Origin of the sequence: Ramlibacter sp. (assembly GCF_035655895.1) — a bacterium.
Taxonomy (GTDB): domain Bacteria; phylum Pseudomonadota; class Gammaproteobacteria; order Burkholderiales; family Burkholderiaceae_C; genus Ramlibacter.
On record NZ_DASRTN010000014.1, the window covers coordinates 183929 to 208197 of the forward strand.

At 70.1% G+C, this 24269-nt stretch carries 24 protein-coding genes; 5 read left to right on the forward strand and 19 right to left on the reverse strand.

Features of this window, described 5'->3' with window-relative positions; translation table 11 throughout:
• The first annotated feature begins 10 nt into the window (after positions 1-10).
• The 5 genes from era (at position 11) to nagZ (ending at position 4026) form a co-directional block, all read left to right on the forward strand.
• A complete protein-coding gene (gene era / locus VFE82_RS17780; protein ID WP_325001961.1) occupies positions 11-940 on the forward strand; it encodes a GTPase Era in 930 nt (309 codons plus the stop codon).
• A 71-nt stretch (positions 941-1011) separates the two neighbouring features.
• A complete protein-coding gene (gene recO, locus VFE82_RS17785; RefSeq protein ID WP_414708784.1) occupies positions 1012-1800 on the forward strand; it encodes a DNA repair protein RecO in 789 nt (262 codons plus the stop codon).
• Positions 1797-2549: a pyridoxine 5'-phosphate synthase gene (locus VFE82_RS17790; protein WP_325001670.1), complete on the forward strand. Its 753-nt coding sequence runs from the start codon at positions 1797-1799 to the stop codon at positions 2547-2549. The genes recO and VFE82_RS17790 overlap by 4 nt, the downstream gene beginning before the upstream one ends.
• A 17-nt stretch (positions 2550-2566) precedes the next feature.
• Positions 2567-2971, forward strand: a complete 405-nt coding sequence (gene acpS / locus VFE82_RS17795; RefSeq protein ID WP_325001671.1) for a holo-ACP synthase — start codon at positions 2567-2569, stop codon at positions 2969-2971.
• On the forward strand, positions 2968-4026 hold the full coding sequence (nagZ, locus tag VFE82_RS17800; protein WP_325001672.1) for a beta-N-acetylhexosaminidase: 1059 nt from the start codon (positions 2968-2970) through the stop codon (positions 4024-4026). Before acpS ends, nagZ begins: the two co-directional genes overlap by 4 nt.
• Before the next feature lie 13 nt (positions 4027-4039).
• Here nagZ and VFE82_RS17805 read toward each other — a convergent pair whose 3' ends face one another.
• From VFE82_RS17805 to VFE82_RS17895, 19 genes are all read right to left on the reverse strand, one after another.
• Complete coding sequence (locus VFE82_RS17805) at positions 4040-5296, reverse strand: Hsp70 family protein (protein ID WP_325001673.1); 1257 nt, start codon at positions 5294-5296, stop codon at positions 4040-4042.
• Positions 5293-6828 (reverse strand): lysine--tRNA ligase, encoded by a 1536-nt coding sequence (gene lysS / locus VFE82_RS17810; protein WP_325001674.1) that lies wholly within the window; start codon positions 6826-6828, stop codon positions 5293-5295. Before lysS ends, VFE82_RS17805 begins: the two co-directional genes overlap by 4 nt.
• Positions 6829-6915: 87 nt before the next feature.
• Positions 6916-7476: a sugar transferase gene (locus tag VFE82_RS17815; RefSeq protein ID WP_325001675.1), complete on the reverse strand. Its 561-nt coding sequence runs from the start codon at positions 7474-7476 to the stop codon at positions 6916-6918.
• Positions 7473-8426 (reverse strand): NAD-dependent epimerase/dehydratase family protein, encoded by a 954-nt coding sequence (locus VFE82_RS17820; RefSeq protein WP_325001676.1) that lies wholly within the window; start codon positions 8424-8426, stop codon positions 7473-7475. Before VFE82_RS17820 ends, VFE82_RS17815 begins: the two co-directional genes overlap by 4 nt.
• Positions 8413-9555, reverse strand: a complete 1143-nt coding sequence (locus VFE82_RS17825) for a glycosyltransferase (protein WP_325001677.1) — start codon at positions 9553-9555, stop codon at positions 8413-8415. Before VFE82_RS17825 ends, VFE82_RS17820 begins: the two co-directional genes overlap by 14 nt.
• The gene (locus VFE82_RS17830) at positions 9555-10775 is read right to left on the reverse strand and encodes a glycosyl transferase (RefSeq protein WP_325001678.1); all 1221 of its coding nucleotides are present in this window, start codon (positions 10773-10775) and stop codon (positions 9555-9557) included. The genes VFE82_RS17825 and VFE82_RS17830 overlap by 1 nt, the downstream gene beginning before the upstream one ends.
• Complete coding sequence (locus tag VFE82_RS17835; RefSeq protein ID WP_325001679.1) at positions 10765-11352, reverse strand: acyltransferase; 588 nt, start codon at positions 11350-11352, stop codon at positions 10765-10767. Before VFE82_RS17835 ends, VFE82_RS17830 begins: the two co-directional genes overlap by 11 nt.
• 33 nt (positions 11353-11385) lie before the next feature.
• Complete coding sequence (locus VFE82_RS17840; RefSeq protein WP_325001680.1) at positions 11386-12405, reverse strand: glycosyltransferase family 2 protein; 1020 nt, start codon at positions 12403-12405, stop codon at positions 11386-11388.
• Positions 12402-13730 carry a hypothetical protein gene (locus tag VFE82_RS17845; protein ID WP_325001681.1) on the reverse strand — a complete coding sequence of 443 codons (1329 nt, stop codon included), beginning with the start codon at positions 13728-13730 and terminating at the stop codon, positions 12402-12404. The genes VFE82_RS17840 and VFE82_RS17845 overlap by 4 nt, the downstream gene beginning before the upstream one ends.
• Complete coding sequence (locus tag VFE82_RS17850) at positions 13727-14623, reverse strand: transketolase (RefSeq protein WP_325001682.1); 897 nt, start codon at positions 14621-14623, stop codon at positions 13727-13729. The genes VFE82_RS17845 and VFE82_RS17850 overlap by 4 nt, the downstream gene beginning before the upstream one ends.
• Entirely contained in the window at positions 14616-15449 is an 834-nt protein-coding gene (locus tag VFE82_RS17855; protein WP_325001683.1) for a transketolase, read from the reverse strand. Before VFE82_RS17855 ends, VFE82_RS17850 begins: the two co-directional genes overlap by 8 nt.
• The gene (locus VFE82_RS17860) at positions 15437-16372 is read right to left on the reverse strand and encodes an FkbM family methyltransferase (RefSeq protein ID WP_325001684.1); all 936 of its coding nucleotides are present in this window, start codon (positions 16370-16372) and stop codon (positions 15437-15439) included. Before VFE82_RS17860 ends, VFE82_RS17855 begins: the two co-directional genes overlap by 13 nt.
• On the reverse strand, positions 16369-17442 hold the full coding sequence (locus VFE82_RS17865; protein WP_325001685.1) for an NAD-dependent epimerase/dehydratase family protein: 1074 nt from the start codon (positions 17440-17442) through the stop codon (positions 16369-16371). The genes VFE82_RS17860 and VFE82_RS17865 overlap by 4 nt, the downstream gene beginning before the upstream one ends.
• Positions 17442-18791, reverse strand: coding sequence for a lipopolysaccharide biosynthesis protein RfbH (rfbH, locus tag VFE82_RS17870; RefSeq protein ID WP_325001686.1), 1350 nt, complete (start codon positions 18789-18791; stop codon positions 17442-17444). Before rfbH ends, VFE82_RS17865 begins: the two co-directional genes overlap by 1 nt.
• Positions 18788-19879, reverse strand: a complete 1092-nt coding sequence (gene rfbG, locus VFE82_RS17875) for a CDP-glucose 4,6-dehydratase (RefSeq protein ID WP_325001687.1) — start codon at positions 19877-19879, stop codon at positions 18788-18790. The genes rfbH and rfbG overlap by 4 nt, the downstream gene beginning before the upstream one ends.
• Positions 19870-20643 carry a glucose-1-phosphate cytidylyltransferase gene (gene rfbF / locus VFE82_RS17880; protein WP_325001688.1) on the reverse strand — a complete coding sequence of 258 codons (774 nt, stop codon included), beginning with the start codon at positions 20641-20643 and terminating at the stop codon, positions 19870-19872. The genes rfbG and rfbF overlap by 10 nt, the downstream gene beginning before the upstream one ends.
• Positions 20640-21662, reverse strand: a complete 1023-nt coding sequence (locus VFE82_RS17885; protein ID WP_325001689.1) for an FAD-binding oxidoreductase — start codon at positions 21660-21662, stop codon at positions 20640-20642. Before VFE82_RS17885 ends, rfbF begins: the two co-directional genes overlap by 4 nt.
• Entirely contained in the window at positions 21659-23590 is a 1932-nt protein-coding gene (locus VFE82_RS17890) for a nucleoside-diphosphate sugar epimerase/dehydratase (RefSeq protein WP_325001690.1), read from the reverse strand. The genes VFE82_RS17885 and VFE82_RS17890 overlap by 4 nt, the downstream gene beginning before the upstream one ends.
• A gap of 6 nt (positions 23591-23596) precedes the next feature.
• A complete protein-coding gene (locus VFE82_RS17895) occupies positions 23597-24262 on the reverse strand; it encodes an LON peptidase substrate-binding domain-containing protein (RefSeq protein ID WP_325001691.1) in 666 nt (221 codons plus the stop codon).
• Positions 24263-24269: the final 7 nt, after the last annotated feature.

Sequence of the window (24269 nt, forward strand, 5' to 3'; positions counted from 1 at the left end):
ACAGCCGGCCCTGCCCCCCATCCCGCCCGCGCTGGCCGCTGCCGAGGGCCAGCGCTGCGGCGTGATCGCCATCGTGGGCAAGCCCAATGTGGGCAAGTCCACGCTGCTCAATGCGCTGGTCGGCCAGAAGATCAGCATCACGTCGCGCAAGGCGCAGACCACGCGCCACCGGATCACCGGCATCCGCACCCGCGGTGCCACGCAGTTCATCTTCGTCGACACGCCCGGCTTCCAGACCCGCCACGCGACCGCCCTGAACCGATCGCTGAACAAGACGGTGATGGGAGCGGTCGGCGACGTCGACCTCGTGCTGTTCGTCGTGGAAGCGGGCCATTTCACGCTGGGGGATGCCAAGGTGCTCTCGCTGCTCAAGCCCGGCGTCCCCGCGCTGCTGGTGGCCAACAAGCTCGACCAGGTCAACCGCCGTGCCGAGATTGCGCCGTGGCTGCGCGACATGCAGGAGCGGCATCCCTTCGCCGAGTTCGTGCCGATGTCGGCCAAGAACGCGAAGGACATCGAGCGGCTGTTCGGCATCTGCGAGAAGTACCTCCCCGAGCAGCCCTGGTGGTACGCCGAAGACGAGCTCACGGACCGCAGCGAGAAGTTCCTCGCGGGCGAGACGGTGCGCGAGAAGCTGTTCCGGCTCACGGGCGAAGAGCTGCCCTACACCTCCACCGTGGTGATCGAGAAGTTCGAGGAAGAACCGAGTCCGCAGCACGGGCGGTTCGTGCGCATCGCGGCCACCATCGTGGTCGAGCGCGACAGCCACAAGGCGATGGTGATCGGCGACAAGGGCGAGCGCCTCAAGCGGATCGGCACCGAGGCGCGCCAGGAGCTCGAGAAGCTGATGGGCGCCAAGGTGTTCCTGGAGATCTGGGTGAAGGTGCGCACCGGCTGGGCCGACGACGAGGCGCGGGTGCGCAGCTTTGGCTACGAGTGAGGCCGCACGCCGGCAGCCCGCCGCCTGGCTGACCGCCAGCGGGGTGGCCCAGCGGACCGCAAACCGCCCTGATCGCCACCGTCGCGTGCGACCCGGGGCAGGGGGGCAGGGCGGTGGCGCGTAGGACTGGCGACGAACCCTCCTTCGTCCTGCATCGCTACGACTGGAGCGAATCGAGCCTGATCCTGGAGGTGTTCTCCCGCCACCACGGTCGCATCGCGCTGGTCGCCAAAGGCGCCAAGCGCCCTAGCTCCAGCTTCCGGCCGGTGCTGCTGCCGCTGCAGCCGCTGCGCCTCTCGTTCGGCGGAGACGCCGAGATCCGCACGCTCAAGGGCGCCGAATGGGTCGGGGGCCAGGTGATGCCCACCGGCGATGCACTCCTGTCGGGCTACTACCTGAACGAGCTGCTGCTGCGCCTGCTGGCGCGGGACGACCCCCATCCGCGTCTGTTCGACGCCTACCGCACGGCGGTGCAGGTGCTCTCGTCCGAGCACGGAGAGGCATTGCAGCCCGCCTTGCGCGCCTTCGAATTGCTGCTGCTGCGCGAGATCGGGTTGCTGCCGGCGCTGGACGTCCAGACCACCACGCTGGAAGGCCTGCGCCCGAACGACCGTTACGCCCTGGTGCCGGAGGGCGGGATCGTCGCCGCGGGCGCCGACCAGGAGCGCGGCAGCCTGACCGGCGCCCAGTGGGCGGCGCTGCAGCGGGCGGTGGACGACCCGGCGCCGTTCACCACCACGCTGCGCGCCTGCGCCGAGCTGCCCGAGCTGAAGCCGCAGTTGCGGCAGCTGCTGCACTACCATTGCGGCGTCTCCACCCTGCGCACCCGTCAGCTGATGCTGGACCTGCAATCGCTATGACCACCAACCGGACCACCCTGTCCGTCAACCTCAACAAGGTCGCGCTGGTCCGCAACAGCCGCCACCTGGGCATTCCCAGCGTGGTGCGCGCCGCGTCGGTGTGCCTGCAGGCGGGCGCGCATGGCATCACCGTGCATCCGCGGCCGGACGGCCGCCACATCCGCGGCGACGATGTGCCCGCGCTGCACGAGATCGTCGGCCACCATCCCGGCACCGAGTTCAACATCGAAGGCAACCCGTTCCACAACTTGATGGAGCACGTGCGGCGCCAGCGGCCGCACCAGTGCACCTTCGTGCCGGACGCCGAAGGCCAGTTCACCAGCGACCATGGCTGGGACTTTCCGGCCGACGCACAGCGCCTGCAGCCGGTCGTGGCGCAGGCCAAGGCGCTGGGCGTGCGGGTGAGCCTGTTCATGGATCCGCGCCCGGACCTGATGGCCTCGGCCCGGGCGGTCGGCGCCGACCGCGTCGAGCTCTACACCGAAACCTACGCGCGGGCGTTCGGCACGCCGAACGAAGCCGAAGTGCTGCGGGGCTTCGCCGAAGCCGCTCGCGCCGCACGCGAGGCGGGACTGGGCGTGAACGCCGGCCACGACCTGAACCTCGAGAACCTGCCCGTGTTCCTGCGCGCCGTCCCCGACGTGCTCGAGGTGTCGATCGGCCATGCCTTCGTCGCCGATGCGCTTGAGCTCGGCTATGCAGGTGCGGTCCGGGCCTACCTGGCCGCCATCGAATCGGCCCTTGCCTGAGCTTGCGGGTCGACAGGATGATCTACGGCATCGGCACCGACGTCTGCGACGTGCGCCGCATCCGCGCCTCGCTGGCGCGCCATGGCGACCGGTTCGCCGAACGCGTGCTGGCCGAAGGTGAGCTGGCGGTCTGGCGCGCCCGCAGTGCCCGCTGGCCCGAGCGGGGCATCCGCTACCTCGCCACCCGCTTTTCCGCCAAGGAGGCCTTCAGCAAGGCGATCGGGATGGGCATGCGCATGCCCATGACCTGGCGCAGTTGCGAGGTGGCCAAGCTGCCCAGTGGCCAACCCTACCTGGTGCTGCACGGCGAACTGAAGTCGTGGTTCGAAGCCCGCGGCCTCAGCGCCCATGTCAGCGTCACCGACGAAACCGATTACGCGGCCAGCTTCGTGGTCGTGGAACGCCAGACCCCCAACGAATGACCGAACACGCCCCCCTCATCCTCGACATCGCCGGCACCGAGCTGACCGACACCGACCGGCGCCGTCTCGCCCATCCGCTGACCGGCGGCATGATCCTGTTCTCGCGCAACTGGCAGGATCGCGAGCAGCTCGCCGCGCTGTGCGCCGACATCAAGGCGGTGCGCCGGGACCTGCTGATCTGCGTCGACCACGAAGGCGGCCGCGTCCAGCGCTTTCGCACCGGGGGGTTCACCCACCTTCCCGCCATGCGCACCTTGGGCGAGTTGTGGATGCGCGATCCGCTGGGCGCCACCAATGCGGCCACCGCCGCCGGCTACGTGCTCGGGGCGGAACTGCGTGCCTGTGGCGTCGACTTCAGCTTCACGCCGGTGCTGGACCTCGACTGGGGTGAGTCGGGCGTGATCGGTGATCGCGCCTTCCACCAGGATGCGCGCGTGGTGGCCATGCTGGCCAAGAGCCTGATGCACGGGCTGCTGCAGGCAGGCGTCGTCAACTGCGGCAAGCACTTCCCCGGCCACGGCTTCGTCAAGGCCGACTCGCACACCGAGATCCCGGTGGACCGGCGCAGCCTGAAGGCGATCTTGGCCGACGATGCGGCGCCCTACGGCTGGCTCAACACGACCCTGACCAGCATCATGCCGGCGCACGTGATCTATCCAAAGGTCGACGGCCTGCCCGCGGGCTTCTCGCCGCGCTGGCTGCAGGCCATCCTGCGCGACCGGCTCGGCTTCGGCGGCGCGATCTTCAGCGACGACCTGAGCATGGAGGGCGCCCGGCGCATCGAGGGCCGCGAGGTCAGCTACACCGAGGCCGCCGTGGTGGCGCTCCAGGCCGGCTGCGACATGGTGCTGTTGTGCAACCAGTCGCTGGGCGAAGGCCGCGACGTGGACGACCTGATCGACGGGCTGGCCGAGGCGCAGGTCAAGGGCCGCTGGAAGCCGCAACCAGCCAGCGAGCAGCGCCGCCTGGCGCTGCTGCCGGTCGGCGAGGCGCCCGCGTGGGATGACCTGATGGTGCAGCCCCGCTACATGCAGGCATTGCGGACGCTGCCCTGAACGCGCGCGGCGCTCAGCGCCGCTGGGCGGCGTAGGCCAAGCCGGCTGCCACACCACCGAACAGGTCGCCCTCGACCAGCGGCACGCCTGGAAAACCCGCGCGCAGGCTGTCCTGCAGCGGCCGCAGCGCCGACGAGCCGCCCGTGAGGTAGATCGCATCCGGCCGCTCCATGCCCGCCGATCGCGCGCACTCGTGGGCGCAATCCACCACCTCCCGCAGCAGCGCCGCGAGTTCGGCCGCCATGGTCGGGGCATCCAGCGTGGCGGCCAGCCCGTGCTCGACCTCGTCGAGGTCGATGCGGGCTTCAAGGCCGGTGCGCGAGCACGCGATCTTGGCCTGCTCGACCTCGCTGGCCAAGCGGTGGCCCAGGCGTTCCTTCAGCACGGTCAGCAACCGCTGGTGCAGCCGCTTGTCGCTGAAATTCACCCGCAGCCCCTGCACCTCGGCCATGACGCGGGGCGTGTAGAGGAAGTTGATCAGGTGCCAGGTGGCCAGCTCCATGTAGACCGGGCTGGGGACCGGCCGTCCCTGCGGACCAGTGTGGCCGAGTCCCAGCAGCGGCATCACCCGGGCCAGGTTCAGGCGGCGGTCGAAATCCGTCCCCGCCACGTGCACGCCGGTGGTGGCCAGGATGTCCGGCCCGCGATCGGGCCGGGCCACCCGATCCGGGCCGAGTCGCACGACCGTGAAGTCGGCCGTGCCGCCGCCCACGTCGACGATCAGCACCAGCGATTCGCGGTCCAGGCGGCGTTCGTAGTCGAAGGCCGCCGCGATCGGTTCCAGTTCGAACCCGATCTCGGTGAAGCCGGCCGCCCGGGCCGCGCGTTCCAGTGCATCCTGCGCCTGGCGGTCCCGCTCGGGCGAATCGTCGACGAAATGCACCGGCCGACCCAGCAGCACGCGAGGCGTCAGCTCCCCGACCTGCGCGCCGGCACGCCGGGCGAGTTCGGCCAGGAAGCGCGCCACGATCTCGTCGAACCCCATGTCGCCCCAGCCGATCGCGGTGCGCTCCAGCATCAGCGGGCTGCCCAGCAGGCTCTTGAGCGAGCGCAGCAGCCGGCCTTCGACCCCTTGCAGGTACAGGCCCACGGCTTCGCGGCCGTAGTGCACCGTGCGGTCCTCGGCATTGAAGAACACCGCAGTCGGCAGCGTGGTCGACTGTCCCTCGAGCACCACCGGAAGTGCCGCGCCGCCGGGGCCGGAGACGGCCACGGCGGAATTGGAGGTGCCGAAATCGATGCCGAGGGTGTGCGCCACCCCTGCCGTCATTCGCGCCGCAGTGCCGGGAAGAGGATGACGTCGCGGATGCTCGGGCTGTCGGTCAGCAGCATCATCAGACGGTCGATGCCGATGCCGCAGCCGCCCGTGGGCGGCATGCCGTACTCGAGCGCACGCACGAAGTCGTGGTCGAAGAACATGGCCTCGTCGTCCCCGGCGTCCTTGGCGTTCACCTGCGCGGCAAAACGCGCGGCCTGGTCCTCGGCGTCGTTCAGCTCGGAAAAGCCGTTGCCGAACTCGCGGCCCGTGATGTACAGCTCGAAGCGCTCGGTGACCTCGGGACGTTCGTCGTTGGCGCGTGCCAGCGGCGAGATCTCGGTGGGGTGCTCCATGATGAAGGTCGGCTGCCAGAGCTTCTCCTCCACCGTTTCCTCGAAGTACAGCACCTGCAGGCTCGCGAGCGAGCGGCCCGACAGCCGGTTCTTCTCTTCGGTCAAGCCGATCTTGCGCAGCGCCGCGATCAGCCACTCGCGATCGTCCGCGCCCGGGCCCGCGTCGGTGTGCTTCAGGATCGCTTCACGGATGGTGAGCCGCTCGAACGGCGCCGCCAAGTCGACCGGCTTGCCGCCATAGGTCAGTTGCAGCGACCCCACTGCCTTCTGTGCGGCATCGCGGATCAGCGCCTCGGTGAAGTCCATCAGGTCGCGGTAGTTCCAGTACGCCGCGTAGAACTCCATCATCGTGAACTCGGGATTGTGGCGCACCGAGATGCCTTCGTTGCGGAAGTTCCGGTTGATCTCGAACACCCGCTCGAAGCCGCCGACCACCAGGCGCTTGAGATAGAGCTCGGGCGCGATCCGCAAAAACATCTCCTGGTCGAGCGCGTTGTGGTGCGTGACGAACGGCCGTGCGTTGGCCCCGCCCGGGATCGGATGCAGCATGGGGGTCTCGACCTCGAGGAAGCCGTGCTGCACCATGAAGTCCCGGATGCCCGAGACGGCCTTGCTGCGCGCGATGAAGCGCTGGCGGGCGTGCTCGTCGGTCATCAGGTCGACGTAGCGCTGGCGGTACTTGACCTCCTGGTCGGCCACGCCGTGGAACTTGTCCGGCATCGGCCGCAGGCTCTTGGTCAGCAGGCGGATCGAGGTCGCGTGCAGCGACAGCTCGCCGGTCTTGGTCTTGAACACCTTGCCTTCGGCGCCGACGATGTCGCCCAGGTCCCAGTGCTTGAAGGCCGCGTAGGTGTCCTCGCCCACGTCGTCGCGGGTCACGTAGATCTGGATGCGGCCGCTCTGGTCCTGCAGCGTGGCAAAGCTGGCCTTGCCCATGACGCGCTTGAGCATCATCCGGCCGGCCACGCGGGCGGTGCCGCCTTCGGCGGTCAGCTGCTCGGCGTCCTTAGCCCCGTGCGCGGCGTGCAGCGCGGCGGCGTGCGCGTCCGGCTTGAAGTCGTTCGGGAAGGCGACACCCTTGCCTTCCCGCTGTGCCTCGCGCAGGGCATTGAGCTTCTCGCGGCGTTCGGCGATCAGCTGGTTGTCGTCGGCGGAAGGGGCCGCGCTCGGCTGGTTTGGCAGGTCTGACATCGGGTCGGGCTGGTGCGCGCGGCATGGCCGCGGAAGAAACGCCACGGCGGGCGCGGCAAGCGCACGATTTTACGGGGCGGGTGGCGCTCAGTGCGACACGCCGTCCCGCTTCAGCACCTTCCAGGCGGTCAGGGCCAGGATGCGCAGGTCCAGCGCGAAGGAGCGGTGCTGCAGGTACCACGCGTCGAGGGCGACCTTCTGCGCGATCGGCAACTCGTCACGGCCGTTCACCTGGGCCCAGCCGGTCAGGCCTGGCAGCAGCCGCTGCACGCCCGCTTCGGTGCGCAGGCGCACCAGGTCGTCCTGGTTGTACAGCGCTGGCCGCGGGCCGACGAAGCTCATGTCGCCACGCAGGATGCTCCACAGCTGCGGCAACTCGTCCAGGCTGCTCGTGCGCAGCAGGCTGCCGATCGGCGTCATCCAGCGTGTTGGGTCGTGCAGCAAGTGCGTGGCAACCGTCGGGGTGTCGATGCGCATGCTGCGGAACTTGGGCATCCGGAAGATGCGGTTGTCACGACCCACCCGGTCCGACCAGTACAGCACCGGCCCGCGGGACGTGAGCCGCACCGCCAGAGCCACAAGCAGCAGCGGGAGCGTCAGCGGCACCAGCAGGGCCAGACCCAGCAGCAGGTCGAATGCGCGCTTCATGCCGAGGCCTCAGCCCGCGCCGCTCGCGCCAGGCCCTCGTCCAACCCATAGGGCGGCTGCCAGCCGAGCAGCCGGCGCGCCTTCCCGGCATCCACCTGCAGCGACCAGCCCAGCCGCTCCACGGCGCCACGCCGGCCTGCCAGGGTGCCGGCCAGCCGCAGCAAGGCCAGCGGCAGCGCGGGCACGCGCACGGGTCGGCCTTGAGCGCGCGCGATGCGCCGCACCAGTTCCGGCGTCGAGACATCCTCGCCGTCGGCCGCCAGGAAGGCCTGGCCGGGCGCCTGCGCATGCACGGCGCACAGGGCCAGCAGGTGGGCGAGGTTGCCCACCCCCACCAGGCTGCGGCGATTGTCGATCGAACCCAGCGGCAGCACGCGGCCGCGCGCTACCGCCCGCCAGAGCGCGCCGAAGTTGCCAGGCGCCCGAGGCCCGTACACCAGGGGCGGCCGCACCACCACCAAGCCCACCTGGTGCTGTGCGGTGAGTTCGGCCGCAGCCCGTTCGCAGGCCAGCTTGCTGGCGGCATAGGGCTCGACCGGCGCTGGCGGGTCGTCCTCGGTGAACGGGCGGCCGTGGGTCCGCACCCCATGCACGCCGATGGAGCTCGTCAGCACCAGCCGCGGCACGCCGGCGGCGCCGCAAGCCATCGCCACCTGCCGGGTCAGGGCGAGGTTGGGGGCGAAGGTCGCCAGGTCCTGTCCGGCCGTTCCCTGTGCCGCTGCATGCGCGACCGCCGCCAGGTGCACCACCGCGTCGCTGCCAGCCAGCAGGCGCGCCTGCGCCTGGGCCGAGGCGGGCCAGGGCACCACGGAGCACGCCCCGGCAACTTCGCCCTGGCGGCTGATGGCCAGCACCTCGGCGCCCCGGTTGGCTAAGTGCGACACCAGCGCTCGGCCGACGAAGCCGCCGGCGCCTGTGACGGCGATGCGGCAGCCCTCAAGCGCGGCCATCGAGCAGTTCGCGATAGAGCGCCAAGGTCCGGGTGCGCATCGCGTCGATGCTGAACTCGGCCTGCACCCAGGCGCGGGCGGCCGCCCCCATGCGCCGGCGCAGGCTCGGGTCGCCAGCCAGCGTGTCGAGCGCGTCGCCCAGCGCAGCGGGGTCGCGAGGCGGCACCGTCAGGCTGGTGCGACCGTCCTGGTTCAGGTAGTTCACCCCGTTGCCCAGCTGACAGACCACCGTGGGCTTGCCGCAGGCCATGGCCTCGGCCGAGGCGATGCCGAAGGCCTCGGAAGGCGCCACTGAGGGCAGGGTGAAGACGTCGCAGCGCTGGAACGCGGCGGCCAACCCCGCTTGCGGAACTTCGCCGAGGAACATCACCCGCGCTGCGATGCCCAGCGCTCGGGCCTGGTCCTGCAGCTGGGCGGTGAGCGGCCCGGTGCCCACCATCGCCAGCACCGCGTCCTGGCGCATGTGCTGCAGTGCCTGCAGCAGGTGGTCGTAGCCCTTGTAGTACACGTGCCGGCCTACCGTCAGCAGCAGCGGGCGGCCGCCGGCGAAGGCATCCAGCCGGGCGAGCGTCGCGGGGTCGGCCCGCTCGGGCATCAAGTGGTCGAAGGCGATGCCGATCGGCACCTGCACGATCTTGCGACGCACGTCGCGCTGGTGCAGTTGCACCGAGCTGTCCGCATGGGCCGGCGTGAACACCACGATGCGGTCGACCCGGTCGAGGACGGCGCGCTGCACATGGCGCCAGGCCAGCATCAGCCGCTTCTGACGGACGATGTCGCTGTGCCAGGTCATGACCACCGGGACGTCGCTCGAGCACGCCAGCGCGGCCAGGTCGGCCCACGGGTTGGGCGCATGGACGTGCAGCAGGTTGCAGCGGCCGCTGCACAGTTCCGTCCTCACCATGCCCACGACCGACGGACTGAGCGTGACGGACGCCAGGGTGCCGAAGGTGCGCGCCGCGCACACCCGATAGGGCCTGGGCTGGGCCGCGGCGACCGTGCTGCCGCCCGCCACCAGCGTGCACTCGGCGTGCGGCGCGAGTGCGCCCAGCAGCGTGTCCACGTGCCCTTCGACGCCCGCGTAGGGTGGAGGGACGTACTTGGCGACGTGCAGCGGGGCGATGCGCATCACAGGGGCGGATGCAGTCGGATCGAGCTCGCGTGCGCCAGCCAGCGCATGAGCGTGAAATACCGGTTGGGCCCCAGCACCTGCAGGGCCAGCCGGAACAGCGCGCGCAGGATACGCGCTTGGCGTCCGAAGCGCGCCATGTCGACGGCCACCAGCCGCTCGGCGGGCCGCACCTTCGGGCCCATCAGCCGGTGCCGCTGCGCGAAGGCGCGCAGCCGGGAGCCCGGCTCGAACGGGTCCTCGTCGGCGGGGAAGTCGTGCAGCGGGCTGGCGTACAGGCGCCGCAGCGTGGGCGAGACGTAGTGCCCGTCCGGAAAGTAGTCGAAGCCGTAGGGCAGGCGCGACAGCGCGTCGTAGCCTGCCCCGCGCACCGCCCGGGCGTAAGCTTCCAGCAGCGCCGCCAGATCGGTGCGCTCACCCTCGGCGTACCGGGTCTGGCGCTTGGCGATCGTCTGCGGCCGGTGCGGGTCGAAGCTGCTGAAATGGAACAGCCGGAGGCGACCGCCGCCGTTGACCGTCCAGCCGCCGTCGGCAGCGACCAGCTGGCGCTCGTGGAGGTTCCACGGTGCCATGTTCACGCCAGGATCCTTGAGGATGCGCACGCCCTCGAAGTAGCAAGGCGCAAGGTTCATCCACTTCTGGTCGACGAAGACGCCGCTCTGCGTCTCGTGGAAGCCTTCGCGCAGGCAGCGGTCGGACCACCACTGCAGGACGCGCCGCGCCTCGTCACAGGCGCGAAATCCGATGAAGCCCAGGTTGAAGACGCCCACCCGGAGGAATTCGATGTCGTCGGGACGGTGGCCGTCGAGCACCGGGCTCAGCGAGGCCGGCGTCACGACCAGCGTGGCGTCGTCCAGGCTGGCGTAGACGGGATCGAGGCTGTCCAGCACCCAGGTGTCGGGATCGAGATACAGAACTCGTTCGTGGCGCTGCAGCAGCAGCGCCAGGCAGTGCGCCTTGACGTTGGTGCTCAGCTCGATGACGTCGAAGCGCAGCGCGTGCCGGGCGAAGCCGGGGAGCCCCAGGTCTTCGGCCCAGACCAGGCCGGCCTTGACGTGGCAGGCGGCGAAGGCAGGGTCGCGCCGGTCGACCACCACGATGAAGAAATCGTGGTCGGGATGGTGCTGCAGGAACGATCGGCGCAGCACCAGCGCCTGCGCCATGTAGTTGCGCGCACAGATGGTGAAGGCGGCGCGGGGCCGGCGGCTGTCAAACGGCATTGCGATCGAGATGGTGTCGTGTGGACGACGGCAGGGGCAAGGTGCGCACCAGCCGGGCGGGTGCGCCGGCCAGGACCGAGCCGGACGGGAAGGAGTGGGTGACCACGGCGTTGGCGCCCACCACGCAGTGGTCTCCCAGGGTCACGCCACCCAGGATGCAGGCGCGGATGCCGATGAAGCAGTGGCGTCCGATGCGCACCGGTCCGAGCGGCACCAGTGGCTGCCGCGCTGGCGGCAGCGCGCCGGGTTGGGCGCCGTGAGCGTGGTCGGAGATGAAGACCTGTTCGCTGAGCAGGCAGCCCTCGCCCAGCGTGACGTCCTCGACCGCCGTGATCACTGCATGGCGCCCGATGCGACAGTGGGCGCCGATCTCGATGCGCGGCTGCCAGTGCTGGCCGGCGTACTGCTCGACGGCCGCAAGCCAGCCGTGGGGCTGAACGATGACGTCGGGGCCGATCTCGATGCGCGGCGCACCCTGGACCCTGCGGGGCAGCAGCACGGCGCTGCCGGCGCCGAGCGCGCCGATGCCGCGGGGTGCGGGATAGACACCAAACGCGGCGCGGCGGAGCAAGCTCATGGAGATGGCGATTGTCGCAAGTCTGGGGACGGCTTACCGCCCGGATCCTCGGGGCCGCGAATACCGCCACCGAAAGGCGGCCTGCTGCGCGCGGCCCAGCGCGCGCGTGGCGGCCCACAGCGGCCAGGCAAGAACGCGAGGCAGCCGGGCGATCGGCCAGAGGACCAAGGCGTAGACCGCGCTGCCTCGGAGCGGTGCCAAGGTCTCCAACGGCGCCTCGGGCGCGAAGGTGCGGCCGGCGTTGCTGCGCGTCATCCACAGCAGCCCCGGCACGAAGTACCAGAACAGGGTGCGCAGGATCGGCCGCGCCAGCCGACCGTCGGCCGGCAGGGCGTCCGCGAGGATGCGGGGCAGGTGGCCGCCGAACACCTCGACCAGCCGGTAGCCCCCGCTATTGCCCGAAGTGGCCAGCACGCAGGGCTGCGGCACGATCCAGAGGCTCGCCCCATCACGCAGTAGCGGCAACGTCCAGCCGAGCTGGATCAAGCTGGTGCCCGTGTAGCGGCGCGGGTCGGGTGCCGGGGACAGGTGCCGAAGACGCGCGACGTGGATGACCATGCCCGAGATGAACGTCAGCCAGATGTTCACATCCCGCGCGAACACCGGCGCTGGGACCCGCACGGGCACGGGCGTCACGGGGTAGGAGCCGTGCTGCCCCTCGAGCAGGTCGGGGTGCCACTCGCTGCGCAGGTGGATCAGGTCGGGGCTCTGGGTCCGTAGCAGCTCGAGCAGCACCGGCAGCAGGCCGGGCCGGGGCAGGTCGTCGTCGCCGATGATCCAGAGCCAGGGGCTGTGCACCTGGGCCAGGCAGCGATGGAAGTTCTCCTCCGGCCCGACGTTCTGCGCATGCCGCAGGACGATCGTGCCCGGGTGACGGGCGCGGAAAGCTTCGATCGTCGCAGGCGTGCCGTCATCGGACGCGTTGTCGCCCACCACCACCGCTACCTGGCCGTCCAGCCCGGGCAGCTGCGCATCGATCGCCCGCAGCAATTGCGCCAGGTGCGCAACCCGGTTGTATGTGGGCACGACGATGGTCAGGAGCGATGCGTTCATGGGTTGGAGGGGGAGGTGTAGCGGCGCAGCAGCCGCAGCGTCCACGGCAGCGACAGGCCGGCGCTGACCGCGAGGCAGCTGGCCATCATCGGCAGCAGTCCCCAGCGAACGGTGATGGCGGCCAGCCCCACGGTGGCCACGGCAGATGCGGCCGACACCCATGCGAGCGGATCTTCGCGATGCGCCCGCATCAGCGTCGCCGCCGCATAAATGCAGGCGTTCACCACCGTGTTCGCCGCGAGGCAGGCCAGCACCGGCAGATCCGCCAAGCGGTGCGTCAGGCTCGGCCAGACCGAGCCGAGGAGCCAGAGAGCGAGCAGCGTGGCCGCGGAGGCGGTGGCCACGAAGCCGACGCCGGTGGCGGAAGCCCGTCGGAACAGCGCGAGCAGGGCCTGGCGCTCGCCGCGTGCTGCATGCCGGGCGAACTGCGGCGTCCTCGCGTGCACCCAGCTCATGCCGACCGACTGCACCGCCAGGAACACCGCCATCGAAATGCCCAGCCGGCCGGCTTCTCCCGGTCCGAGCGTGGCGAAGGCCAGCGGCGTGAACGCCTGGAAAATGAACCAGCCGCTCATCCAGCTCAGGCCGATGCGCCATTGGAACGGCAGGATGTCGCCCCGCCAGCGCAGGGGCTGCGCTGGCTGGTGCCGGGTGCCGGGCGGAACCAGCGGCGGCTGCAGGCGCAGCCAGGCCAAGGTGCAGGCCACGCCCACCGCCTGCACCGCCGCGGCGGCCCAGAGCCCGGTACCCAGGGCCAGCAAGGCCCAGGCGGCGACCGAGCCGACCATTGACTGCACCAGCCGCAGGCGGGCGACCTGCGCCAGCCGCCCGCTGCCCTCCAGCACCGCCAGCCTTCCCGAGAGCAGCAGCGTGCCGGCCGTGCCCAAAACCATCGCGCACCAGGGCCCGAGCCATAGGGCCGGTGGCAGGCCGTCGGACCGCGCGAGAAACCAAGCGCCGGCCGGACCGACGAGGACTGCGAAACCCGCGGCTGCGCCGCCCGACCAGCGCCTGACCCACCTCTCGAGCGCGGCCAGGCGGGCTGCAGCGGCTGTGTCCGTCGCAGCATGGGCGGCTTCATGGCCGGCCAGCTGCAGCAGCACCTGGCCCAGACCGAGCTCGAAGAACAGCTGCAGAGCGGCCAGGCTCGCGAAGGTGTACCAGTAGCCCTGTTGCTGCGGCGTCAGCCACCAGGGTACGACAAGGGTGGTCAGCAGCCCGGCCGCAACGCCCCAGCCCCGTAGCGCGAGCGTGGCCACCACCTCGGCATCGAGCTCCCAGCGATCGCGCGCGCGCTGCAGCAAGACCTCAGGGCGGCCGGTCACGGCGCCAGGATGGAAGGGTCCAGGCCGCCCAAGGCATTGAGCATCGCCTGCGACCCGACGGTGCCGCACACACGTGGGTGGAGCGCCAGTGGCCGGATGCGCCCAGCCAGCGGCGTCCCGGCCACGGATTCCCAGAGCCAAGTGCCGAAGCCACCGTCGCGCAGGTGGTCCTCCAACGTGACCACACTAGGCCACGCCGCGAGCTGAGCGGGCTGCAGCTCCTTGCTCGTCTGTCCCCACAACGGGAGGCTGTGCACGGCGTGTCCCTCCCAGCCCCCGCTCACGCGAAGCTGCATGGCCAGCTGCAGGGTGGCGCCGGTGCTCAGGAGCGTCCCCCTCGGCTGCGCAGCCTCGGCGACCTGCAGCCAGCGTCCCGGCGCGACGTCAGGTACCGCGGCATGGAAACATGGCTCTCCCGCCTTGCCCAGCCGCAGGTAGGAGGGCTGCGGATGCTGCACCAGCCAGCGCAGGCAGGCCCGGACCTCCATCGGATCCCCGGGCGCCGCGATGACCATGTGGGGAAAGCTGCGCATCAGCGCATAGTCCTGGACCGCGTGGTGTGAGTAGCCGAGCGCGCCATAGGCGACCCCGCCACCGACGGCAACCACAGTCACCGGCAGCCGGTGGTAGTCGATGTCGTTGCGGATCTGCTCGGCGCAGCGGAAGGTGGGGAAGTTGGCGATCGAGTAGGTGAAGACGTGGTACCCCTCCGAGGCCATGCCGGCAGCCATGCCGGTCATGTTCTGCTCGGAGACGCCCGCGTTTAGGAACCGGTCGGGGAACCTGTCCGCGAACGGCTCGACCACCGACCAGCCGAGGTCGCCGACGACCAGCGCGACCTGCGAGTTCACCTCGGCCAGCGCCACCAGCTCCTCGATGAAGGCGTTACGCATACGGCGCCTCCCCCAGCGCGACGAGCGCCTCGACCAGTTGCGCATCGTCGGGCGAGCGGTAGTGCCAAGCCACGCTGTGCTCCATGAAGGGGACGCCCTTGCCCTTGGTGGTGCGCGCAACCAGCAGGGAAGGCCGGCCCGCGACCCAGGGCGTGGTGTCGAGGTGCCTGGCGAGCGCGCCATGGTCGTGGCCATCGGCCTCGCGCACGGCCCACCCAAACGCCTCCAGCTTCTCCTGCAGCGGCTCAATGCGCAGCGTCTGCTCCACGGTCGTCAGGCTCTGCAGGCCATTGGCGTCGACGATGACGACCAAGTTGTCAAGACGGTGGTGGGCCGCGAACAGCATGGCTTCCCAGTTGCTGCCCTCCCCGAGCTCGCCGTCGCTGAGCAGCACGAAGGTGCGCCAGGCCGCGCCTTGCCGCCGCGCGGCGAGCGCCTTGCCGGATCCGAAGGGCAGGCCGTGACCCAGGGACCCGGTGGAGAACTCGACGCCGGGTACATGGTGGCTGATGTGGTTCATCAGTGCCGAGTGGTCGGTGCCGTAGCCGGCCAGCGCCTCCCGGTCGATGAAGCCCCGCTCGGCCAAGGCGGCGTACACGGCCACGCATGCGTGCCCCTTGCTCAGGATGAATCGGTCCCGCCCGTCCCATCGGGGCTCGCGCGGGCGCAGCCGCAGCACGTCGCCGTAGAGCACGCCGAGGATGTCGGCAATCGAGAGCGCGCTGCCGATGTGCGACGCGCGCGCCCGGTGCACCATGCGCAGGGAATGCACGCGAATGCGGCGTGCCAGTTCGGTCGTGGCAAGACCGGCGCTCACCGTGCGCACTCCAGTGCCGCCAGCAGTTCGCCATGCCGCTGCCGGTGGAGGAAGGCGTAGTTCGTCTCCTGTGTGTCGTCCGTGACCTCGCGGATCGGGCGCGTGCCGGCACTCCCGACTGCCACGCAGGCGTAGCCGAGGCCGTCGAACCAGGCCAGCATGTCGTTCGGGTGGTAGCCGAACGGTCGCGACCATTTGCGCAGCAGCTCCGCGAAGACCGCGGGCCGGTGTCGCGCGAGCGTCTCCCGGGCGCCGCGGAAGACCAGCAGCTCGGCGCCTTCGACGTCGCACTTGACGAAGTCGGGCACCACGCCGGTGGAAGCGGACCAGTCGTCCAGGGTGATGGTCTGGCCGGCCACCTCGGCTGCGTCGCTGCCCCCCGAGACGTTCTGCAGTGACGCGTTGGTGCCCCCCGCCGGGCGGACGAAGTAGCGGGTCGGGCCGCTGCGATCGGACAGCCCGACGGCGTAGGGGATGACGCGGTCCTGCAGCCTGTTGAGCGCGATGTTCCGCACGAGCCAGTCGTGCGTCGGAGGGATGGGCTCGAACGCATGGACCTGCACCCCGGGCAGGCGCCGAGCGAATCGCAGCGAATACCAGCCGATGTTGGCGCCTATGTCCAGCACCACCCGCGCCTCGCGCGCCAGCAGGTCCATCACGTGCGTCTCCTGCGGCTCGTAGCGGTCGAAGTTCATGACCTCGACCGGTGCGACCCTCGCCTCGTCCGCGGGCGCCAGCAGCCACACGTCGTCTTCGCCGATCTGGAAGGCCACGCCGTCCTTCGTGATCCGGATCTCGCGCACGTCCGTGGTCGCGACGACATCGACATAGGAGAACAGCACGCGGTGGACGTCCAGCGCCTGGGCGACGAAGTCGGGCTTGGAGAGCTCGCCGGCACGGTAACGGTGCTTGAGATCTTGCAGTGCGCTCATGTCCGCAGTGCCTCCAGGGTGCGGCCGAAGCCGCGTTCGGGGTCGATCACGGCCCGCCATCCCAGCCCGGCCAGCCGGCCGACGTCAGGCACCAGCCGGCTGTAGGTGCTGGACAGGTAGCCGCCCTTGGGCGGCTCGAAGACCACGGAGTTGCCGGCGATCGCATCGCGGCCGTCCAGGCGCACCAGCAGCTGGGCTAGCTCGGCGACCGACAGTTCTCCCGCGGGATTGGCAACGTTGTAGGGCAGGCCCGGCTGCCCATGCAGCAGCACCGTGAAGAATCCGGCGACCGCATCGGAGGCGTAGCAGAAGGCGCGCCGCGCCTTCCCATCGCTGCGCATCACGATCGGCCGCCCCTGCAGCACATCGAAGACGAAGTCCGCGAACACGCGGCCGTCGTCGGGCTGCAGTCCGGGACCGTAGGTGTGGAACGGCCGCACGATGTGCACCGGCAGGCCATGCTGGTGCTGCCAAGCCACGCAGAGCGTCTCGCCCAGCCGCTTGCTTTCGGCGTAGCAGGCCCGCACGCTGGCCGGGTCGACCACGCCATATGCCTGCTCGGCCAGCACCGATTCCTGCCCGGTTGCCCCGTAGACCTCCGAACTGCTCACGAACAGGAAGCCCTGGGGCGCGGGACTGCGGGACAGGGCGTGCAGCACGGCCGCGGTCCCGACGGCATTGGGCAGGAGGGTGCCCACGGGATCGCTGCCGTAGTGCCGCGGGCTGGCCTGGCTGCCCGCGTGCAGCACCCAGTGGATCGGGCCGGTGTCCGGTACGCCCAGCCGGTTCAGGTCCCAGGCCAGCCAATCCAAGTGGCAATCGTCCGCCACGTCGGCCAGGTGGCTGCGTCCGCGCGCGACATCGCGCACCATTGCGACCACCTGGATGGGGTGGTCAACGCGCCCTGCGGCGTGCAGTGCCAGCAGTGTCCGCACCAAGTAACCGCCCAGGAAGCCCCCCGCGCCCGTTACCAGCACCCGCGCACCCGACAGCCGCTGCCAGTCGAGGGGTCGCTCGACGATGGCGCCGACATCCTCGGCGCGGATGCGTTGCAGCGCGGCGCCGGCCATCAGAAGTTCAGTCCGAAGAAAGACTCCAACTGGCTGGCGACCCAGTCCAGGTGGCGCTCGTCCAAGCCCGGATAGACGCCCAGCCAGAACGTCTGGTTCATGACTTGGTCGGTCCGTGCGAGGCTGCCGCTGACGCGGAAGCAGCGTCCGGCCATGTAGGGCTGCCGGGTCAGATTGCCGGCGAAGAGCAGCCGGGTGCCGATGCGGTGCTGGTCGAGGTAGGTGAGCAGGTCCCGGCGCGCGACGCCGGCATCCTCGCGCAGCACCAAGGGAAAGCCGAACCACGATGGGTCGGAATGCTCGGTCGCCTTAGGCAGGTGGAAGTACGCTTCCAGGGGCTGCAGCCGCTCCTTCAGATAAGCGAAGTTGCGCCGCCGCGCGGCCACGAACTCGTCCAGCCGGTCCATCTGCGCCAAGGCGCAGGCAGCCTGCATGTCGGTGATCTTCAGGTTGTAGCCGAGGTGGCTGTAGATGTACTTGTGGTCGTAACCCTCGGGCAGGTCGCCCAGCTGCCACGACCAGCGCTTGCCGCAGGTGTTGTCTCTGCCGGGTTCGCAGTAACAGTCGCGCCCCCAGTCGCGGAACGACTCCGCGATCTTGCGCAACTGGTCGTCGTTGGTGAATACCGCTCCACCTTCGCCCATGGTGATGTGGTGCGCCGGATAGAAACTGAGGGTGCCGATGTCCCCGAAAGTGCCGACCTTGCGATCCCGGTAGGTGGAGCCCAGCGCGTCGCAGCAGTCCTCGACCAGCCACAGCCCGTGCTTGCGGCACAGCGCCGTGATGACGTCGAGGTTGAACGGGTTGCCCAGACTGTGGGCGAGCATGATGGCCTTGGTGCGCGGTCCGATGGCAGCCTCGACCAGGGCCGGGTCGATGTTGTGGGTCGCCAGATCGACGTCGACGAAGACCGGTACCGCCCCGAATTGCAGGATCGGGTTCACGGTGGTCGGGAAGCCGGCTGCGACACCGATCACCTCGTCGCCCGGCCGGATCGCGCGGTCGCCAAGGGTCGGCGACGTCAGCGCCGAGAAGGCCACGAGGTTGGCCGAAGACCCCGAATTCACGGTGAGCACGTGCCGCACTCCCAGCCAGTCGGCCAGCCGCTGCTGGAACATGGCGTTGAAGCGGCCCGTGGTCAGCCAGCCGTCGAGGCTGGCTTCGACCATGAGCTCGAGTTCGCGCGGCCCCACGACCTTGCCCGACACGGGGACGGGCGAATGCCCCGGACGAAACGGCTGCGGCGCCTGCGCAATCTGGGCGTACTGCCGCACGAGGGCGGCGATCTGGCGCCGGAGCGCGTCTGCAGTCGGTGATGGCACCGGAATGTGCTGTGTGGTGGCGCTCATTGCGTTGTCGTCGGTTGGTCGGTCGCGTAGTCGTGGATCTGGCTCAGGCTCAGCGCACGCACGTCGGCGCCATCGCGCAAGCCCTGGTGCCACTCGGCGACTCGGCGCAGGGCGTCCGTCAGCGACCAGCGCGGGCGCCATCCGAGGCGGACTCGGGCAAGGGAAGCATCGAGGCGCAGCAGCTGCGCCTCGTGGGGGTGCGCGCCCGGGTCCTGCACCCAGCCAGCGCTGTCGCGGCAGCACGCCGCCAGCGTGTCCGCCACCCAGCCGACCGGTCTCGCGTCGTCCTCGGCGGGCCCGAAGTTCCAGGCTCGTGCCCAAGGTTCGCCATCCGCGAGCAGCCGCTGAGCGAGGAGCAGGTAGCCGGCGAGCGGGTCGAGCACGTGCTGCCAGGGGCGCACCGCCAGCGGGTTGCGCAGCACGGCCGGCCCTCCGCCGTCCCAGGCGCGCAGCAGGTCGGGCACCAGCCGGTCGTCCGACCAGTCGCCGCCGCCGATGACGTTGCCCGCGCGGGCGGTGGCCACGGCAGGCGCGCCGTCACCGTGCAGAAACGAGCGGCGCCAGCTGGCGGTGGCGATCTCGGAACAGGCCTTGCTGCTGCTGTAAGGATCGTGCCCGCCGAGCGGTTCGTCCTCGCGGTAGGGCCATTGCCACTCGCGGTTTTCGTAGCACTTGTCCGTGGTGACGTTCACGATCGCGCGCACACCGGGCTGCCTTCGGGCCGCCTCCAGCACGTGCACTGTCCCCATCACGTTCGTGGCGTACGTGGCGATCGGGTCGGCATACGAGGCGCGGACCAGCGGTTGGGCTGCCAGGTGGAAGATCACCTCGGGCCGGCAGGCCTGCACCGCCTGGGTCACGGCACCGAAGTCGCGGATGTCGCCGATGGTGCTGTGCATGCCGGCGCCGACGCGCGCGAGTTCGAACAGGCTGGGCGTCGTGGACGGCACAAGGGCGAGCCCGTGCAAGTCGGCGCCGAGAGCCTGCAGCCACAGGCTGAGCCACGACCCCTTGAAGCCGGTGTGTCCGGTGACGAGCACGCGGCGGCCCTGCCAGGCCTGGGCATGCGGCAGGACATTCAGGTCCATGTCTTCCACGGCGCTCGACCCTGCGTCCACAACTCATCCAGGTACTGCTTGTCCCGCAACGTGTCCATCGGCTGGAAGAAGCCGTCGTGCTCCCAAGCCATCAGTTCACCTTCGGCCGCAAGCCGCGCTAGGGGCTCTTGCTCCCAGACGCAGTCGTCGTCGTCGAGCAGCGCGAGCACGCGCGACGAGAGCACAAAAAAACCACCGTTGATCCGGGCACCGTCGCCGCGCGGCTTCTCGCGGAAGCGCAGCACCCGGCCTCGCTCGACGTCGATCGCCCCGAAGCGGCCGGGCGGATAGGTCGACATCAGCGTGGCTGCCTTGCCGTGCTGCTTGTGGAAAGCGATCGTAGCCCCGATGTCGACGTCGCTCAAACCGTCGCCATAAGTGAAGCAAAAAGCTTCGTCCTCGCGCACGTAGTCGGCCACGCGACGCAGCCGGCCTCCGGTCATGGACGACTCGCCCGTGTCCACCAGTGTCACCGTCCACGGCTCAGCGCGGCCCTGGTGCACCTCCATGCGGTTCGCGCGCATGTCGAAGGTCACGTCTGACATGTGCAGGAAGTAGTTGGCGAAGTACTCCTTGATCACGTACCCGCGGTACCCGCAGCAGATCACGAAGTCGTGGATCCCGTGGTGCGAGTAGCACTTCATGATGTGCCAGAGCACGGGCTTGCCGCCCACTTCGACCATGGGCTTCGGGCGGACGGTGGTTTCCTCGGCGAGCCGGGTACCGAGGCCCCCGGCGAGGATCACTGCTTTCATGAAGGTTTTCCGTGGTTTGAGGACGACGGCAGGAAGGCGTCTGCGTGAAACCGACGCGGATCCAGGCCTGCGGCGACGAGCATGCGCCGTGCGTCGTCGACCATGCGCGCGGAGCCGCAAGCGTGCACCGCCGCGTCTGCCAGAGGAACGCCGGATTCTACTGCCGCGTGCTGCACCCATCCCCGACGCCCCGTCCAGCCGTGGTCGACACCGGAGAGGACCGGCGTGAACTGCTGCACGAGCGGAAGCATCGCCGGATCCCAGTAGAAGTCGGAACGGCGCCGATTCCCCCAGAACACGTGGATGGTCGGCGGACGCTCCCGCTCGTCGCGCGCTGCGATCTCCTCGAGCATGGCCTTGACCGGAGCGATGCCCGTGCCCGTGGCCAGCAGGACCAGAGGCCGGTCCTGCGGCTCGCGCAGCACCGCGCTGCCGAGCGGCCCGTGCAACCGCAGCAGGTCGCCTGGCCGCGCCTGGCCGAACCAGTACGCACTGAACGACCCGCCCGGCACGGCTCGCACGTGGAGTTCGATCAGGGGCTCGGCCCGCGGCCTGTTCGCGATCGAGTAGCTGCGCCGGATGCCGCTCGGCCCGGCGACGTCGACGTACTGCCCGGCGCGCCAGTGCAGCGGTTGCTGGGGGGGCAGTCGCAACCTGACGCGCAGCACGTCGGGCGCGACTCGCTCGAGGCTGGCGATCTTGCTTGGGACCAGCTTGGCCGGTGGCAGGTGCAAGGGGACCGGCTCGATGGCCAGCCTCACCGGTTGGCCGTCCACGGTCCGCATGCAGGTCAGGACCCAGCCAGCCGAATGCCGGGCTGCGTCGAGAGCCGGTTCGCCACCGAGCGGGGCGGTGCCGCCGGCCAGCACCTGCCCTTCGCAGCTGCCGCAACGGCCGCTGCGGCAGCTGTGCTCGAGAACGATGCCGGCCTGCAGAGCGGCGTCGAGGATCGACTGGCCCGGCACGACGTCGAACGCGGCGCCCGACGCGAGGGTGACCCGTTGCTCGGCGCCGCTCATGCCTGCGCTTCCAGCGGCATCGACGCCGACGGGATGCGCGCGCCCGGCACCATGTCGGCCAGTGTGGAGCGCAGTGCGGGCTCGTCGGCCGCCAACACGGCCGCCCGTAGCGCGGCCAAAGATTGCAGCAGCCTGGGCCATTCGGTCCGCGCTTCGCGCGCCTGCATGATGCGAGCGTGCGCGGTCGGCTGCGGATCGTCGCCGATCAACAGTTCCTCGTAGAGCTTCTCACCTGGTCGTAGCCCGGTCAGCGTGATCTCGATGTCGCCGACCGGGTGGTTGGCATCTCGCACGCGCAAGCCCGACAGCCGCACCATCCGGCGCGCGAGATCCAGGATGCGCACCGGCTCGCCCATGTCCAGCACGAACACTTCTCCCCCCTGCGCCATCGCGCCCGCCTGCACCACCAGCTGCGCTGCCTCGGGGATGGTCATGAAGTACCGGGTGACTTCCGGGTGCGTCACCGTCACCGGGCCGCCCGCGGCGATCTGCCGCCGGAACAGGGGCACCACGCTGCCGCTGGAGTCCAGGACGTTGCCGAAGCGCACCATGGCGAAGCAGGTCTCGTTGGTTCCTGCGTGGTCCAGGCCAAGCCAGGACGGTAGCCTCGGCGCCGACTCCACCGCCAGCGCCTGGAGCACCAGTTCGGCCACCCGCTTGCTTGCCCCCATGACGTTCGTCGGCCGCACCGCCTTGTCGGTCGACACGAGCACGAAGGTGCGGACCCGCGCCGCCATCGCCGCGCAGGCCATGGATAAGGTGCCGAACACGTTCACGGCCACGCCTTCGTGGGTGTTGGCCTCGACCAGGGGCACGTGCTTGTAGGCGGCTGCGTGGTAGACCGTCTGCGGTCGCCAGCGACGGCACACCTGGACCATCCGCTCGGTCATGCGCACGTCGCCGAGCAGGGGCACCAGGTCGCACTCGATGCCCTGCCGGTCGGCCAGTGCCCGCAGTTCCGCGTTGACCGTGTACAGGCCGTACTCGCTGTGGTCCAGCAGGACGAGTCGTGCCGGTGCGCTGCGCAGGAGCTGGCGGCACAGCTCCGAACCGATGCTGCCGGCCGCTCCTGTCACCAGCACGGTGTGCCCCGTGGTGTTGCGGGCCAGCAGCGCGGGGTCGGGATCGACCGGGGCGCGGGAGAGCAGGTCTTCGGCGTCCAGCTCCTGGAAGTCGCGCACGCTGATGCCGCCGGTGGACAGTGCGGGCATGCCCGGGATGGTCCGGATGTGCACCGGCAGCGCGGACAGCGACTCGATGATCGCGTTGCGCCGCTGCCGTGACGCGCTGGGAATGGCCAGCAGGATGTCGGTCACCCCCAGCTGATCGACCACCTCCGGCAGATCGGCCGGCGGGTAGACCCGGGAGGCGTTGATCGTGCGGCCGATTTTGGCAGGGTCGTCGTCGACGAAGCCTAGCAACACCAGTTCGCGCGTACTGGCGATGGCCGCTGCCGTCTGCAGGCCGGACGCCCCGGCACCGTAGATCAGCAGGCGCCTGCCGCCGCTGCGCGGGTCGGAGAACGCCAGCCGGGCCAGCGTGCGGCTCGCCGCGACCAGCAGGCCGAACAGGATGGGTTGCAGGATGGCCACCGTGCGCGGCAGGCTGTCGTAGCCCATCGCCTGCAGCGCCAGCACCGCCGCCAGCAGCAGCGCGGCGTAGACGACGGCTGCCCGCGCGATGGCGCCCAGCGCGGCCAGGCCGGTGTAGCGGAAGATCGCCCGGTAAAGGCCGAAGTGGATGAACACCGGCATCGCCAGAGCGGGCGCCAGGCCGTAGAGGATCCACTGGTTGCCCTGCGGCATGTTGGGCTGGTCAAAGCGCAGGCTGAATGCCACCCAGGTGGCAACCAGGGCCAGCAGGAGGTCAACGACGAACACGAGCAGCCGCTTGGCCGAGCGCGGCCAACCGAGGATCTTGGAGGTCATAGGTCGCTAGGTCGCAATTCCCGTCCTGGCCAGCAAATCGCCGACCAGTTCGAGACGCACCAGCGGATTATCAAGCTCAAGCATGCGCTGCTTGAGCGCCGCCGGCAGGGGCAGCAGTTCGCACCAGCGGTTAGCCACCCAGCCACAATCGTCGAATTGCCAAGGCCCCTGCAGCGGCATCTGCTCCCGCGGCGTTCCCTTGTCCGTGAGGGTGCGCACCAGGCGGGCCAGCGCGCTGGCGGCGTGCCGCAGGTCCTCGGGCACCGGCACGGGCTTGTCGGCCTCCACCTGCTCGACGTCCGCCACCCACAGGCCATGCCGCAGCTGCTCGCGGCTGCGGATGCGGAACCGCTGCGTGCCGGTGGTCCGGATCGTCAGCAGGCCAGGCTGGGTTTGCTCGAAGCTGGCGATGTCGGCCAGCGTACCCATCGCCGCGAAGGCCTCCGGTCCCGCCCCCGGCTGCCGCACCTCCTGCCCCTGCGTCAGCGCCACCACGCCGAACGGCGCACCGGCGCGATGGCACCGGCTGATCATGTCGAGGTAGCGGACCTCGAAGATGCGCAGCGGCAGCACGCCGCCGGGAAAGAGCACCGTGCCCAGCGGGAACAACGGCAGGGACTGCAGGGTGAGGGCGGTGGCCAAGACGGATCCGAGGGTAACGCCCGCTATCATCCCATGA